Annotated in this window: 9 protein-coding genes and 2 pseudogenes; 4 read left to right on the forward strand and 7 right to left on the reverse strand. The window is 61.9% G+C overall.

Annotated features, from left to right (window positions below):
- The first annotated feature begins 45 nt into the window (after positions 1-45).
- Together DD559_RS05450 and DD559_RS05455 are read left to right on the forward strand one after the other, a co-directional pair.
- The gene (locus DD559_RS05450) at positions 46-1,437 is read left to right on the forward strand and encodes an NAD-dependent succinate-semialdehyde dehydrogenase (RefSeq protein ID WP_116470736.1); all 1,392 of its coding nucleotides are present in this window, start codon (positions 46-48) and stop codon (positions 1,435-1,437) included.
- A 658-nt stretch (positions 1,438-2,095) separates the two neighbouring features.
- On the forward strand, positions 2,096-5,176 hold the full coding sequence (locus DD559_RS05455; protein ID WP_116468287.1) for a TonB-dependent receptor domain-containing protein: 3,081 nt from the start codon (positions 2,096-2,098) through the stop codon (positions 5,174-5,176).
- A gap of 107 nt (positions 5,177-5,283) precedes the next feature.
- Here DD559_RS05455 and DD559_RS05460 read toward each other — a convergent pair whose 3' ends face one another.
- The 4 genes from DD559_RS05460 to DD559_RS05475 form a co-directional block, all read right to left on the reverse strand.
- The gene (locus DD559_RS05460; RefSeq protein ID WP_116468288.1) at positions 5,284-6,918 is read right to left on the reverse strand and encodes an FAD-dependent oxidoreductase; all 1,635 of its coding nucleotides are present in this window, start codon (positions 6,916-6,918) and stop codon (positions 5,284-5,286) included.
- An 11-nt stretch (positions 6,919-6,929) separates the two neighbouring features.
- A complete protein-coding gene (locus DD559_RS05465) occupies positions 6,930-9,896 on the reverse strand; it encodes a TonB-dependent receptor (protein ID WP_240610134.1) in 2,967 nt (988 codons plus the stop codon).
- Between the two features lie 77 nt (positions 9,897-9,973).
- Positions 9,974-10,921 (reverse strand): FecR family protein, encoded by a 948-nt coding sequence (locus DD559_RS05470; protein ID WP_116468290.1) that lies wholly within the window; start codon positions 10,919-10,921, stop codon positions 9,974-9,976.
- On the reverse strand, positions 10,905-11,453 hold the full coding sequence (locus DD559_RS05475; RefSeq protein ID WP_116468291.1) for an RNA polymerase sigma factor: 549 nt from the start codon (positions 11,451-11,453) through the stop codon (positions 10,905-10,907). The genes DD559_RS05470 and DD559_RS05475 overlap by 17 nt, the downstream gene beginning before the upstream one ends.
- 90 nt (positions 11,454-11,543) lie before the next feature.
- On the opposite strand from DD559_RS05475, the pseudogene DD559_RS05480 reads away from it, so the two are divergent.
- Positions 11,544-12,031, forward strand: a pseudogene (locus tag DD559_RS05480) (DDE-type integrase/transposase/recombinase); the annotation flags it as partial.
- A gap of 138 nt (positions 12,032-12,169) precedes the next feature.
- A pseudogene (locus DD559_RS20090) lies at positions 12,170-12,293 on the forward strand (transposase); the annotation flags it as partial.
- Between the two features lie 41 nt (positions 12,294-12,334).
- Here the strand turns inward: DD559_RS20090 and DD559_RS05485 are convergent.
- From DD559_RS05485 to DD559_RS05495, 3 genes are read right to left on the reverse strand one after another with little or no spacing between them, the layout of a single operon-like run.
- Positions 12,335-13,477, reverse strand: a complete 1,143-nt coding sequence (locus DD559_RS05485; RefSeq protein ID WP_133243780.1) for a hypothetical protein — start codon at positions 13,475-13,477, stop codon at positions 12,335-12,337.
- Positions 13,471-14,646 carry an aKG-HExxH-type peptide beta-hydroxylase gene (locus tag DD559_RS05490; RefSeq protein ID WP_116468293.1) on the reverse strand — a complete coding sequence of 392 codons (1,176 nt, stop codon included), beginning with the start codon at positions 14,644-14,646 and terminating at the stop codon, positions 13,471-13,473. Before DD559_RS05490 ends, DD559_RS05485 begins: the two co-directional genes overlap by 7 nt.
- Positions 14,643-15,872, reverse strand: coding sequence for a radical SAM protein (locus tag DD559_RS05495; RefSeq protein WP_133243781.1), 1,230 nt, complete (start codon positions 15,870-15,872; stop codon positions 14,643-14,645). Before DD559_RS05495 ends, DD559_RS05490 begins: the two co-directional genes overlap by 4 nt.
- Between the last annotated feature and the right edge of the window lies 1 nt (position 15,873).

The following is a 15,873-nucleotide window of genomic DNA, read 5'->3' on the forward strand; positions in this document are numbered from 1 at the left end:
AACCCGCATCCGCCGCCCCCGCGCGGCACGAGCATGGAGCCCGGCATGTCCTTCGCGACCACCAATCCCTATACCGGCGAAACGCTGAAGACCTTTCCGACGGCGACCGACGACGAGGTTCGCACCGCGATCGATCGCGCGCATCGGGCCTTTCTCGGCTGGCGCGATGCCAGTTTTGCCGAACGTGCGGCGGTGATGCGGGCGGCGGCGGCGATCCTGCGCCGCGACGTGGAGAAATATGCCCCGCTGCTCACGCTGGAAATGGGCAAGCTGATCGGCGAGGCGAAGGCGGAAGTGGAACTGTCCGCCGCGATCTTCGACTATTATGCGGAAAATGCCGAGCGGCTGCTCGCCCCGGAACCGCTGCCGGTGGCCGATCCGGCCGAGGGGCAGGCGGTGCTGGTGTGCGATCCGCTGGGCGTGCTGCTCGCGATCGAGCCGTGGAATTTCCCCTATTACCAGATCGCCCGGATCATCGCGCCGCAGCTTTCGGCCGGCAACACGATCCTGTTGAAGCACGCCTCGAACGTGCCGCAATGCGCAGCGGCGTTCGAGGCGCTGATGCGCGAGGCGGGACTGCCGGAAGGAGGGTTCCTGAACCTCTATGCCGCGCATGATCAGGTCGAACTGATCCTCGCCGATCCGCGCGTGCACGGGGTGGCGCTTACCGGGTCGGAAGCGGCCGGCGCGCAGGTGGCCGCGATCGCGGGCAAGGCGCTGAAGAAATCGACGATGGAACTGGGCGGTGCCGATGCGTTCGTCGTGCTGAAGGACGCGGACCTCGAAAAGACCGTGCGATGGGCGGTGTTCGGCCGCCACTGGAATGGCGGGCAGGTGTGCGTCTCCTCGAAGCGGATGATCATCGCCGACGAACTCTATGACAGCTTCCTGGCGCGGTACCGGGAGGGCGTGGCGGCGCTGCGCATGGGCGATCCGTTCGATGCCGAGACGACGCTGGCGCCGCTCTCCTCGCAAAAGGCGGCGGACGATGTGCGGGCGATGGTTGCCCAGGCCGTCGCCCATGGCGCGACCGCCACGCCCGTGGGCCCGGACGTGCCGAACCAGGGCGCGTTCGTGCAGCCCGTGATCCTGACGGACGTGGGGGACAGCAATCCTGCCCGGCACTGGGAGTTTTTCGGCCCGGTTTCGATGCTGTTCCGTGCCCGCGACGAGGAGGATGCGATCCGCATCGCCAATGATTCGCCCTTCGGTCTCGGCGGTTCGGTGTTCACCTGCGATCCCGAACGCGGCGCGGCGGTGGCTCGGCGGATCGAGACCGGGATGGTGTTCGTCAATCACCCGACGATGGTGAAGGCCGATCTGCCGTTCGGCGGAATCCGCCGTTCCGGCTATGGCCGGGAACTGCTCGGTCTGGGGATCCGCGAGTTTGTGAACCACAAGCTGATCGACATCGTCGATATCGACGCGCCGTTCTGAACGCGAAGGACGCGGGGCGCCGCCGTTCAGATCGCGGAAAGCCCCGCTCGAAACCGGACCGTTTCGTCTCCGCGCAATGGCGGTGCCTCGCTTATTGCTGCAAATGCGAAATGGATGCCATCTGCAATGCAAAATACTGTGACATTGTAGAATGCAAATATGTCATAATTTCTGTCAAATCGTTCGCGATTGCGATCGGTAATCTTGCGTAAATATTGTATACTATCGTTATAAGGTAGAATAAATTCAACATTGTTGAAGTTTATATATTATATATTTCTTTTCATTTTATTCTGAATGTCCAGAATAGTTGTAATATTTTTGAAGATGATGGGTATTATTTTATCATTTTACGATATGTTTATGATACATATTTTTTAATGGCATTGAACTTATAATGTTATCAATGATAAACTTTGTAAAAAGTTGCGATACTATATCTGAAACATAGAAGTATTGCTTAGTTTTATTGAAGATCGGTCTGCTTAGTGAGAAATTTCTGGATGATGTTGCGGAAGTATCCATTGAGCTTCCGGGTCCTTTTAAAGGATCATTAACGTCGCCGATGATAGCGCGCGCCCATCGCAGCACCCGGGCATGGGGTGTGCAAGCGACGAAAAGTCGCTGCTGCGTTAAAGGGAAGGGCTTGGTGACTTTAATGAATTCCGCGTTTTTAACTCTGCGATACGGGATCTCGACGGCGGCGTTGCTTACCGCGATTGTGGCCCCAGCGCACGCGCAGGACGCTGTGCCGTCGACGATGACGGGAGCCGTTGCCGCCGATGCTGATGTTGCGTCGCAGCAGACCGATGCGACCACAGGCCAGGATCGGCAGGCTGATGCCGCACCCGCAGCGCAACCCGACGCTGGCCAGGGCACCGCGATCGTCGTCACCGGAACGCTGTTCCGCGATTCCAACGCCTCCTCGATCTCGCCCGTGACCGTGCTCAGCGCTGCGACGCTGCAGCGGGCCAACATCACCACCGCGCAGGACGCGATCCGCTCGGTTTCGGCCGACAGCGCCGGCTCGATTTCGACCGGCTTCCGCAACGGCTTCTCGGCCGGCGGTGCCGCCGTATCGCTTCGCGGCCTGGGCGTTTCGTCCACCGTCGTGCTTATCGATGGCCTGCGCTCGGCGAACTTTCCGCTCAACGACGACGGCCACAACGCCTATGTCGACCTGAACTCGATTCCGTTCAGCACCATCGATCGCATCGAAGTGCTGAAGGACGGCGCCTCCTCCACCTATGGGGCGGATGCGATTGGTGGTGTGGTCAACCTCATCAGCAAGAAGAACGTCCAGGGCGTTTCGGGCTCGGTGCAGGGTGGCACCACGGGCCATGGCGACGGTTCGCACTACCGGGCGACGCTGACCGCCGGCGTGGGCGACTATCGCGAGAAGGGCTGGAACTTCTATGTCAACGGTGAATACACCTATGACGGGTTCATCACCAACCATTCGCGCGGTTATCCGTTCAACACGCTGGACCTGCGTCCGAGCGGCCTGAAGGACCAGAACCTCAACGACGAATCGCTGGTGACCCCCAACCCGCAGGCGGTCGTCACCCGCGTGCGGCAGACCGACCTCAACAATCCCCTGGCCGGTCAGGTCGGTGCGCCGCTCAGCAACCAGTATCAGCTGCTCAACCCGAACGGCTGCCCCTTCGGCACCTTCACCGTGACTTCGGGTGCAGCACAGGGCACCGGCTGCGCCCATAACCTTCCGGATGAATATTCGATCATCCAGCCGAAGCAGCAGCGCTATTCGACGACCGCTCGCCTAACCGTGCGCCTGGCCGACAATTGGGAGGCCTTTGCCTCGGGCAGCTATTCGCGTTCCGAAGTCACGATCACGGGCACGCCTGCAGGCATCCGCCAGACCCAGCCGTTCGGCGGCTCCGCGGCGATTGCGTCCAACAATCCCGGCATCGTGCTGCCGGTCTATGTCTGCGCCGCCGGCGTGAACTGCGCCACCGCGGCGGACCGGCGGGTGAACCCCAATAACCCCTACGCTGCTGCTGCCGACGCCGCAGGCACACCTGCCGAAGGCGCCGCGCGCATCTATTATCTGTTCGGCGACATCCCGGCCGGCAGCTTCCGCGCTGTCGACGTGTACCGCGCGACCGCGGGTATTTCGGGCGATCTCGGCAACGGTTTCCGCTTCCGCCTGAACGGCGTCTATGCCCGTGACAATCTCAGCGTCACGCAACGCGGCTTCATCAACATCCAGGGCCTGATCAACGCGATCAACACCGGCGCCTACAATTTCGTCAATCCGGAACAGAACAGCGCGGCGGTGCGCAATCAGGTATCGCCGGATCGCACCACCCCGTCCTATTCGACGGTGGCGACGATCGGTGGCTCGCTCATCAAGTCGATGATGGAACTGCCGGGTGGGGACCTCAACGTGGGCGCCGGCTTCCAGATCCGTCGCGAAACGCTGATGAACCGCAACGCGAATTTCGATCTGGCCTATTACGGCATGAACACCTCGTCGGCCCAGGGCCGCCAGACCGTTACCGCCGGCTTCTTCGAAATCGACGCGCCGTTCACGCGCGCGATCGACCTCAATGTGTCGGGCCGCTACGACCATTACTCGCAGGGCTACAGCCACTTCTCGCCCAAGGTGGGCGTGAAATACACGCCGATCGAGCAGGTCTCGTTCCGCGCTACCTACTCGCAGGGTTTCCGCGCACCGACCTTCGCGGAAAACAATCCGGCCAGCAGCTATGCCGGCTTCTCGTCCCTTACGCTGGATCCGAAATCGGCGTTCGTCCTCGCCCATCCGGGCAATCCTGCCTACACCACCACGTACAATATCGGCAGCGGCTCCCAGGGTAACCCGAACATCCTGCCGGAAGTGTCGCGCAGCATCACGGTCGGCACGATGTTGAAGCCGACGCGCTGGCTGAACCTGACCGTCGACTATTACAATATCAAGAAATCGCATCTGATTGTCAGCGGCCCGCTGGGTCCCAAGGCCGTCGACGCCTATTACAGCAAGACCAACGCGGTCGATGGCTGCGCCGCGCTCGCCGCAGTGGGGCCGGGCTATGCCTGCCGCGTCATCGATGCGCCGGATCCGGTCAACCCAAACGCGCTGCCGCGCCTGCTGGTGTATGATGTCCCCTACGTCAACGCCAACTATCAGGTAAGTTCGGGCATCGACATGCAGGCAAGCGCCAACCTGCGCCTGTCCGACAATGTGCGCCTGATCAGCCGCCTCGACGTCACGCGCGTGCTTCGCCTCGATCTGGTGACCCCGGAGGGCGTGGTGCAGAAATATGCAGGTACGCTTGGGCCGTACCGGCTGTCTTCGGGTGGCGGCACGCCGCGCATCCGTGGCAACTGGCAGAACAGCCTCGAAATGGGCAAGCTCTCGCTCACGGCGACGACCTATTATGTCGGTCGGATCAAGCAGGTCGCAGCCGATCGCATCGCGGCCGACAAAACAACCGGCGTAATCGACCTGTCGTGCAAGAACAACCTGGCTCCCGTGCCGGACGGCGTCGACAAGACCCGCCAGTGCTTCATCCGCCCGTTCATCTATGTCGACCTGAACGCCGCGGTGAAGGTGAACGAGCAGTTCCGGTTCTTCGTCAACGTCCAGAACCTGACCGATGCCCGCGCGCCGCTGGCAGCGGGTGCCTATACCAGCAACCCCAACTATCTGAGCAGCTGGCACTATGCCGGTCTCGTCGGCCGCAACTTCAGCGCAGGCGTGAACGTCAACTTCTGAACGCACAGCGTTGACCAAAACACATCGGGGCGGCCCTTGTGCCGCCCCGATGCCTATGGGGTATCGCATCTCCACGCAGATGTGCGGCGATATCCCCTGCTCCAGGCCTATCGTGGTCCACCGGCGAGCGCCAAAATCTGGCCCTCGGACAGGAGTCGCTGGCGCAACTGCGCATAGGGCACCGCCTGCACGGGCAGGTCGCCTGCGATCGCCAGGTCGGCGGCGGCGGCGGCGGACTGGCCCAAGATCATGAAGACCGGCTCCATCCGGATCGTGCCATAGGCGATGTGCGACGCAGACAGCGCCACCGGCACCAGCAGATTGCGTGCCTCCGCGCGTTTCGGCACGATCGCATCGTAGCTGATCGGATAGGCGTGGCCGACGGGCACTTCGATATTGCCTTCGTTGCGCACATGGCCTTCGCCGTCGACGATCCGCTGGGTGTTGTGCGAATCCATCTGGTACGAACCCATGCCGATCGGTCGCGGCGTCGGCTGCAGCCCGCGCACCTGCGGTTCCGCCATCACGAAATCGGAGACCATCCGCCGCGCCTCGCGGACGTACATTTCCCGCGGCCAGCCGGCGTTTGCCGTGAATTCGTCGCGGCACAGCCCCCAGCGCCCCATCTCCGCACGGGTCTCGGCCGGCACGTGCGGATCGTGCGCCATGAACCACAACAGGCCCTGCTGATACCGGATATGCTCGCGGGCGATCGCCTGGCGTTCCACATCGCTGCCTTCCGGGTAGCGATAGTTCCGGCCGATATTGTCGATGGAGAAGGCGCCGAAATTGTTCACATCCGCCTTGCCGTTGGGAATGCGATCGAACTTCTGGAAGAAGTTGCGATAGCCCGCGTCCATGTAACGCTGGAGCAGCGCATATTGGCTGGGATCATAGCCGGCCGGCTTCGGCAGCGGCAAACGGTTCGCCGCCACGTCCGTCAGGCACAGCCGGTAGGTATAGGCCTGGATCTTGGTGTCACCGCTCCCGTCCGGCGCAGGCTTATCGGCGCTGATCCGCGGAAGCAGGCCGCTGCTCGGGTCGCCGGGCACCCTGTACGGGTCGATATCGAGCGTGAACTGATGGTTGGTCGTTTTGCCGAGCTGAACGCCGTTCAGCGCTTCGCCATAGGTGGCATTCGCCTCGCGCCCGACCGTGAAGGAGACCCCCGCGGCCGCCATCAGGTCGCCCTCGTAGCTGGCGTCGATGAACATGCGCCCGGCGAACCGCCTTCCTGCCTTCGACCGGAAGGCGACCAGCGTCGTGCCGCGGCGCTCAACACCGCGGCGACCGCGGTCGAGCGGCTGGCTCCGCTCGACACGGACGCCGGCGGTGCGCACCCAATCCTCCAGAATGCGTTCTGCAACCTTCGGTTCGAACTGCCACATTGCGCCATCATCGACGAAATTCTCGGCGCGTGCCGGTCGCGGCGCGTGGATCCAGGCGCCCGGGTCGTCATAGTGCCGCTTCACACGCCGATAGAATTCGAGCGCGAGCCCACCGATCGCTCGATGGTTGCCGGTGTCGGACCAACTAAGGCCATTGGTGGTCATTCCGCCGAGATAGGCGTCCCGGCAGACCAGCGTGACGCTGCGCCCGAGCCGCCGTCCCTCGATCGCGGCGATCACGCCCCCTGCGGTGCAGCCATAGATGACGATATCGGCGGGGGCTGGGGCCTGCCGCGCCATGGCGGGCGTGGGCGCGGCAAGCAGCGCCGCTGAAGCGAGAAGCAGCGATCGCATCCCCGCGCGCCTCAAAACGTCGCCGCCAGACCGAAGAAGATGCGCCGATCCTCGCGCGCGCTCGTCAACAGCCGGAGCTGTTCCTGCAGATACTGCCGGTCGATCGAGCGGGTGAGGTTGATCGCTTCCACCGTCAGCCGCAGGCTGCGGGTAAGGTTGAGCTGTGCCGAGGCGTCGAGCTGTCCGCGCCCGGCGGCATAGGAACTGCCACCGGCTGCCGCACTGCCCTGGCCGAGAAGATAGCTGGAGCGATAGATATAGGCGACACGCGCGGAGAGCGTCTTGTCTTCATAGAAGCCGATGAGATTGTAGCTGTGCCTGGACAGGCCGGGCAGCGGCAGCCGCGCGCGCGTCGCCTCGTCGATCAGCGGTGTCTCGCTGTCGACATAGGTGTAGTTGGCCTGCACGCCCAGATTGCCGAGCAGGCCCGGCAGGAACCGGAGCGACTGCTGATAGGCGAGTTCGACGCCCTTGATCTTGCCCGATGCGCCGTTGACCGGCTGGGTGATCTGGAAGGCGCCATAGGTCTGGCCGGTGCTGGGATCGATCTGGTCCGACAGGCCGGGGATGAACTCGCTCTGGGTACGGTTGAGCGTGAACGAATCAACATTCTTGTAGAAGCCGGCGACCGTCAACGCGCTGGACGGCGCGAAATACCATTCGAGCGTGGCATCATATTGCGTCGCCTCGAACGGGCGCAGCGCCGGATTGCCGCGCGATCCGGTGCGCGAGACGAACAGCGGCACGAAGCTCACGCCCACGTCGCTGAGGCTGGGCCGCGCGACGACCTTCGCCGCGGCGAGCCGGAAGGTGAGATCGCGGCGAAGCTCGAGCGAGGCGTTGGCGCTCGGCAGCCAATAGCCGAAGCGCGACTTGGATGCCGTTGGCTGCGTATCGGAGAGATAGCCTGACGAAATCCGTTCGAAGCTGATGTAGCGGACGCCGGCATTGCCGGTGAGCGGCAGCGATCCGATCGTGCCTTCGACATTGCCCTTGGCATAGAAGGCCAGCGTGTCCTGGCGGACATCCTTGATCGACACGCGCCCGAACGGAATCGTGTCTGCGCGCGGCACCGGCAGGCCGAAGGCATCGCGTGCGGCCTGTTTGCTCGTCGTGCCGCCCAGGATGTCGCGCGGGAAGGTGCCCGGCACGCCCGGATAGAAGCTGCCCTGCCGGTTGTTGTAGACCAGCCCGGGAAGCTCATCGACGGTCAGGATCCCGTCGCCATTCTTGTCCCCGCGCGACAACAGGCTGGCCGCGGTCGGAATGTTTTGCGGCGCTTCGGAATAGAATTGGATCGATTCATACCGGCTGCCGACCTCGATCGATTTCAGGGGGCCGGCATCGGTGCGGATGGTGAAGTCCACCCGGCCGTCATAGCCGCTATTGTCGGTGCGGAAGTCGTTCTCGAAGATCGAGGCGAGCTGATATTGCGTCGGATCGTTCAGGTTGAAGTTGGAGGCAAGCGACAGGTCCGGGACGGTCCCGCCGCGCGAAAAGTCGATCGTGGCGTTGGCGGTGCGCCCCGCGCGGGGCACGACCACATAGGTGAAGGATGCGCCCGGGCCGCCATCGGTGCCGAGGCCCTTGGCGTAGGAGGCGTCGGCCTTCACCGTCACGATCTCGCCCGCATATCTGGTGGAGAAGCCGATATTGGTCGACTTGAACTCGGTCGGCTCGTCATAGACCAGCGGGCGCACGGTGACGCCGGTATAGGTTGAGCGCACCACGGTGCCGCTCCCGTCCGCCACCGCCCCGACGTCATTGTCGTTGAACAGGATCTGGTAGTTGGCGCTCTGTCGGTTGCGCTTCAGCCGGGTATAGGTGCCGTCGAGGATCATCTCCCAGCGTTCGCCCGGCCGATACTGGAGCGAACTGTTGAGCGTCAGCCGTTCCTCGGCGCGATCGTAGATCCGCGCCATATAGCGATTGGGGCGGTACAGGCCGGGATCGTTCACCCCGTCGCCATTGCCGTCGATATTGTTGGTGCGGGTCCAGCCGCCGGTGTCGAACGCATAGCCGCGCGTGTGGGTGTTCGAATAGGCGGCGCTCGCCAGGATGCCGACCTTGTCGCCGAACGTCTTCGAAACCAGCGCGGAGCCGCGATAGCCGAGATGGTCGGCCTGATCGGTATAGGCGCCCTGCAGGCGACCGCTGACGACGAAATCGGCAAGCTCCAGCGGCCGCTTGGTCTTGAGGTTCACGGTGGCGCCCAGTGCGCCTTCCGGCATGTCCGCGGTCGGCGATTTCGACACGACGATGCTGGAGATGATCTCCGGGCTCACCGATTCCAGCGATGCGCTTCCGCCGGCACCGGGGCCGAGAAAGGTGCGGCCGTTGATCTCCAGCCGGTTCTGCGAAATGCCGCGCACGGTGAAGTTCGAGCCATCGCCTTCGCGCCGGGTGATCTGCACGCCGGTGATCCGGCTCATCGACTCCGCGACATTCTGGTCAGGCAGCTTGCCGATGTCCTGCGCGGTGATGACGTCGACGATGTTGCCGGCGGCGCGCTTGACGTTGATCGATTGCTGCAGCGAGGCACGGATGCCGGTGACGACGATTTCCTCGCCGGCGGTCGGCTCCGCCTGTGCTGCGGGCTCGGCCGCCAGCGGCATCGGCGCCGGTTCGACCTGCGCGGCAGCGGGGGTGAGCGAGGCGGACTCGTTCGCAGCGCGGCGGCGCAGGACGATCGCGCCGCCCGCGCGCACCGGCACAAGGTCCGTCCCGTCGAGCAGCAGGCGCAGCGCCGCGGTGACATCCAGCGCGCCCTTCACCCGGTTGACCCGGAGGTGCTCCGCCAGCGGACCGGGCACCAGGATCTGGATGCCGGCCTGGTGCGCGAACTGGGGAATGCCGGTGCGGGCGGGCTGCGCCGCGACATCGAACTGGCGGGTCTGGGCGGCCGCCGCGGCCGCTGGGGCGACCGACGCGAATAGAATGGCCGCGGAGCCGAGCATCTGCGAACGCACGGAAATCATGGGTGAACCTCTCCCTGTGTCGGCGCCTTCTGTTGCGAGACGCTCCCACCCTACGAGCCGGCGCAACCGCGTTTCCGTCAGCGCCGATCCACATTTTTGCGTGTGACGCGGATTTCCTGCGGCGTGGCGATGACCTGCGCATCGAACGACGCGGCCAGCGTTGCGGCGAAGTCGCCCGGCTTGTCGATCTGGAACAGGCCGATCAGCCGCTCGCGCGCCAGTTGCGAATCTTCCACCACCAGCTGCTGGCGGTTGTAGCGATTGAACTGGGCGACGGCGCTTGCGACGGTTTCGTTTTCCAGCGCGATTTCGCCGCTGCGCCAGGCCAGCGCGCGGGTGATGGCGGCAGGCGCCGTGCCGACGACGGGCGCTGTCGCACCGGCATGAAAGCGTGCGAACTGGCCGGCCTCGATGATCGTCATCGCGCCGCTGGCGTCGGCGGCCCACACCGCCACGCTGCCTTCGGTCACGGCGATTTCCACGCCCTGATCGCGGCGCTCGACCGAAAAGGCGGTTCCCACCGCCCGCACCAGCGCGATCCCGGCATCGACCACGAAGGGGCGGGCACGATCCTTGGCAACCTGGAACCAGGCCTGGCCATGATCGAGCGAGACGCGCCGAATATCCCGCTCCAGCGCGACGCTGAGCGCGCTGTCGGTGTTGATCATCGCAACCGATCCATCGGCAAGCGGCAGGCGGCGGATCTCGCCCCGTGCGGTTTCGACGTGCTGCGCGCGCCAATATTGCCATCCGAACAGGCCGGTGATGCTCGCGGCAAGCGCGGCGCCCGCACCGGCGAGAAGGCGGCGGCGCAGGCGCGACGGCGGGGGCGGTTCGTCCGCGAGGTCGGCGCGCGGCGGGGCGATGGCCTGATCGACAAGGCTGAGCCCCGCCATTGCCCGCAGCAGCGCACCGGCATGGGCGGGATCTTCCGCCAGCCACGCTTCGAGCGCGGCAGCCCCCGCCGTATCGAGCGGATGGCGCAGCGCCCATTCGGCCGCCGCTTGCTCAACGCGATCGGACATGGGCTCTTCCTTCCTCCGCCGGGGATGCGGCGTCCGACGGTTCGGTCAATATCCGCAGGATCGCGCGAAGGCTGCGGCTGGCATCATTCTCCACCACCGCCTCCGTGACGCCGAGGCGCGCGGCGATTTCCTTCTGGCTGAGCCCGTCGATGCGCCGGAGCAGGAAGATCCGACGGGCGCGATCGGACAAGGTGCCGAGCGCGGCGCGCACGCGATCAAGCTCCTGCCGGCCCGCTGCGATCCGATCGGGCAGGGGGAGATCGCTTGCCAGTTCGTTGTCTTCCTTCTGCGCGATCGGCTCGATCCGCACGACGCGGGCGCGCCGCCGCTGCCGGTGGGCGAGGTTGCGCGCCATGGCGAACAGATAGGCGCGCGGCTCGGCGATATGGGAGACGTCGGTGATCTGTGCGATTCTGCAATAGCATTCCTGCACGATATCCTCCACGTCGGCAGCCGCCATCACACGCGAGCGCAACCAAGTGCGCAGATCGCGTTCATGGGGCAGGATCTCGCGCCCTACCCATTCCGCCAAAGCTGTCCGTTCCGTGGCCGCTCTCCTATACCGATCGTTCGAGACACGAGATCGCGCTTTCCGTCACCCTGCGAGCAGAAATAATCGCCACTCTACACGAGCAAGGGCGTGGCGAGGGAGCGGCTTCACGTGGCGACGCTGATGAAGCGGATGGGATTGGAGGCGCTCTACCGGCGCCCGAATACGTTGAAGCCGACACCCTGGCAGAAGGTCTATCCCTATCTGCTGCGCAATCTGGCGGTAATCCGGCCCAACCAGAGCCTGCCCCCGCGAAGGCGGGGGGCAACCGACATTACCCCGGCCTTCGCCGGGGCAGGCTCCATGTGCTGATGGCACGCGGCTTCGTCTATCTCGTCGCCATTGTTGACTGGTTCAAGCGGAGGGTGCTGGCATCGCGGATATCGATCTCGCTCGATGCTGCGTTCTGCATCGAGGCGCTGGCGCGCCATGGCAAGCCGGCAATCTTCAACGGCGACCAGGGTTCGCAGTTCACCAGCACCGCCTTCACCGCCATCCTGCACCGCGAGCAGATCGCCATCAGCATGGACGGAAAGCCGCGCGCCTGGCTAGATACACTTCGACCAGCCGCTACCCGCAGCGGCATGAGCAACCAGCGGCCCTCCACTTATCCATGCCGCGAGCCTGTGCAGACAAACCGAGCCACCTCCAAGGCCGACCGCAAAGTCCCGATCCCACACGACACAGGGCTCTACCGCCAGCGCCACAGGATCGAAAACATGTTGGGGAAACTCAAGGACCGGCGCCGCATCCATACCCGCTACGACCGTTGCGCCCACATTCATGTCCGCGATCTGTATCGCCGCGACCGTTCTCTCCTGGCGCAATCAATGCGCCCTGAGCCTGGAGGATTTTGAGTCTGTTCAAGAAAGTATCATCTGCAAAGAACGTTGCAGCATCGCTACGCTATCAACATCCCCACGATGGGCTGCAGCTTCGGATCGAAATCTCAAGCTATCTGAAATAAATACCTCTACTTTACAGCTCGCCTCATAAATAATATTTGCGAGATCATCAAGAAAAATCTCCGGAATATCCACCGTTTTACTATGCAAACGAGAGATATCAAACGACGTATAGTCAATCCCGAATACGTCCCTTAACCAGATGCAATCATCCAGCGAGAGATTTTTTACCATCTTCCGCCAATGTGGCGGCATAGAAAACTTATCCCCGCCAATTTTCGAAAGAAGATCAATGATCGTCTTTCTGCCAACCAACTTTGGTTCAGGAACACCTATAACGGGATAAATTTCGTTAATTCTGCTCAAGATTCGCACTGCATTCATAGAGAGCGAAGCATTGGGTCGCGTACCTGCCGGCTCGTCCTCGTCTACCGCCGGCGGCAACCCCATCACCTGAAGGGCGCGTCGCAAAATCCCTCCATGCTGTTTGGAGGCGTGATCATAATCGACGACGGTGATGTTATCGCGCCCAAATGCCTCTGCAAACCCACCGATCCGGCGAGCATAGCACGGCAGCGACGGCCATTTCTCTTCGCGTGCGATGGTGCTGCCACCCTTGATGAGTTCCTGCGCAAAACTCGTTGCGAAGTCGATTGGGTTACGGGTGAAGACGATGATGTTGATCGCATCGGCATATTCAGCCAGCATCGAATGCAGCTCGACGGCGCCTTCGGGCGAAAGAAGCCCCAATGCTTCGCCGGATAAGACCCCGGTGCGGAACGGCCCAGCCCGCCACGAATCGAGCTCGCTGCGGAATTCTCGCACGATCGTTCGGTTGCGCGCTTCCGCTGCATCTCGAGACGTGAGACCTTTCCGAACATTATCGTGCTCCTTTTCCGGCTCAGGGCTGAATAGGAGATACAGATCATTGTAATTTGGACGGCCACGAAAGACATGGACGCCCTGATTCCGCATCGGCGCCGCCAGCGCGTGCAATCGCTGCTGGATGAAGGTGGTTCCCGTCTTTGGAAGGCCGATAAACACGTTAAGCATGAAATGCGAAGATAGTGTATTTCCGGAGGTGAGATCGGGTATCAGCATAGAACTTCAGCATTATCGAGGTGATGCTTGCCGTGTATCATCAGTGTTACATCGACAATATTCTCGATAAATTCGCGTGACAGATCCGTGAATAATTCCATCTCTTCAGACACCGTTCTCGCTAGAGAAAGAGCGACTTGAGAGAAATTGCGAAGTCTAGCACGCGCTATTTCGCTATATTCATGTTCGGAAGCAACGATTTCATCAAACAACATGTACATGTTGGCCATAGCATGCAGCGCCAGTGCAACCCGATCGATCGTTCGCTGGCGCCCATTTATCGCAGAGCAAAACATGCGGTCGCCACCGCCGTCGCGAACATATGGGCCAAGGCAGCGGCAGAGATTGAACATCTGATGCGAACTTTCGTGCACCAGCGTTTCCGCGATCAGTACCGGATGGTGCGGCGCCGAAGTGACAATATGCCCTGGTCGCATCGAAACACTTCTGCCGACGAAACCGTGACTGCTGTTTGCACCCACCGCCGAAATTTGACGAACTGCCTGCAAAACCCAGGACACGGCGCCCGATCCCAATTCGGACAGCAGGTCGATCGCCGCTTCGATAGACTGCTTGGCAGCGGCCATACCCGACTCGTTAATTGGTATATCGGAGGGCCGAACAAGTTCAGGATCAATAGCATAGCCGAAGGTTATTGGAATACCGAAGGTTGAAGATTGCACAGCGATCGGAGCATTGACCAGGTATAATTCTTTCGATTTCCGCTCGAAGTGCATGACATCCCCATCCGATATAATATCGATCCGGCCATCACGAGACGTGATGACTACCGTCCCATTTACGCGCACCTGGAAGTGCTGTAGTAATAATGTGCCGCCGGCGCCCACGTTCAGAGTGGCGTCACCGGACCATCCTAAGCCGGCCAGCGCCAGCACGGCTTGCGTAAACGCCAATGGATGCAACTCGACGGAGCCCGCCGCCAGTTCGTTGGCCCGCCCGAAGGCAGGAGACCAGCATTCTACCCCGCTGCGCGCCAACACCGCAGGCGCGTCGCAAACAAGCTGCTCATACTTTCCTGCGATCGCAGGCAACCCCCGGACTCGATCCAGGGTTGCGCGCCCATAGGCGCGGGACAGCTGCGCGACGGTGGCATGGCCATTATCCCGAAATGTGGCGACCCCTTTCAAGATACCAGCCACATCGATCATGTCAGCTCTCCGAGCACTGGAATCACCGCCGATCGATCGACTTCTTTTTGTCGAAGGGATAATAGCGTGGCTCGCCGCCGCGATAACCTTCTGTCGATCTCGACCGTCGACATCGATCTTGCGGCATAAAGGTGCAACCGGTCGCAGACATCCCGATATGTCTCACAATACACGCTCTTCCGCTTGAAACCCGCGACCGGGTCGAAGCGGTTTTCCACATCGCCGCCACCGCAGGCACCCGCCCATTTGCAGCTGCTACATTCCTGCTCCGGAAGGTGAAATCCCCAGGCCATTGTGCCCCAGAGATTGTGATCGAAGAAGGACTGGAGCGAATGCGTGAAGATCGAGCAACCGGAGTTCTGATATTGCAGATCGAGCGGGCCGAGTGCGTCGTGTGGGCAGAGTGCACCATCGGATCGCACAACGATCAGCGGAAGTTCATGGGTTGCCGGAAACCAGTTATGGTCAGCAAGAAGGCCGCCGAACAAGCGCCGGAACAGCTCGATCGTGAGCCCTGGATCACCTCTCGACAGCCATAGGTCGAGAAGTTCTCGATAAAATACGCGGGTTCGCGCTTCCACCTCGGGTGAGAGCGTGCCCCAGTCCATAATCGGCGCACGGAACGAGACAGCCCGAACCTTCAGCTCATCGAAAAAATAATCAAAAAGCGTGGCTGCATCGGAATCTTCACCGAGCACGCAGATTGCTGCTGGAGCCCGAATTTGCCCATTGGCAACTGCTTGCTGCAATTTTGCAAGACCTTCAACGGTCCGACTATGAGTGCCGACGTAGTTTTTGTCGATACGCACACGGTCATGCATTGCCGCGGGACCATCTATACTGACACCGATGCCAACGTCATGCTCGGAAAACAATTGTATCCAGGCATCATCGACCAACATGGCATTTGTCTGAACGTCGATCCGCAGCCGCACGATATCATCGAGCGCTTCTCTAAGCGCCCGACAGTATGCACCAAATCGTCTTTTCCCTACCATCAATGGTTCGCCACCGTGGAAGCAAACCGTAAGATCCGTGATACCTAAATCCTCCACGCCCTTTCGAAGAAAATTTGCCGTCTTTACCATTGTGGCATGCGGCATAAAGCCGGGCTTTTCTTTATAGCTCTCATCGCCGCCGAAGAAAAAATAGCAGTATGTGCAAGCTATGTTGCACACCTCTGCAACCTTAATAACGACGTATAGAGATATCTTTTTATCGGGCATT

This window comes from Sphingomonas pokkalii, from assembly GCF_003096275.1.
GTDB lineage: Bacteria > Pseudomonadota > Alphaproteobacteria > Sphingomonadales > Sphingomonadaceae > Sphingomonas > Sphingomonas pokkalii.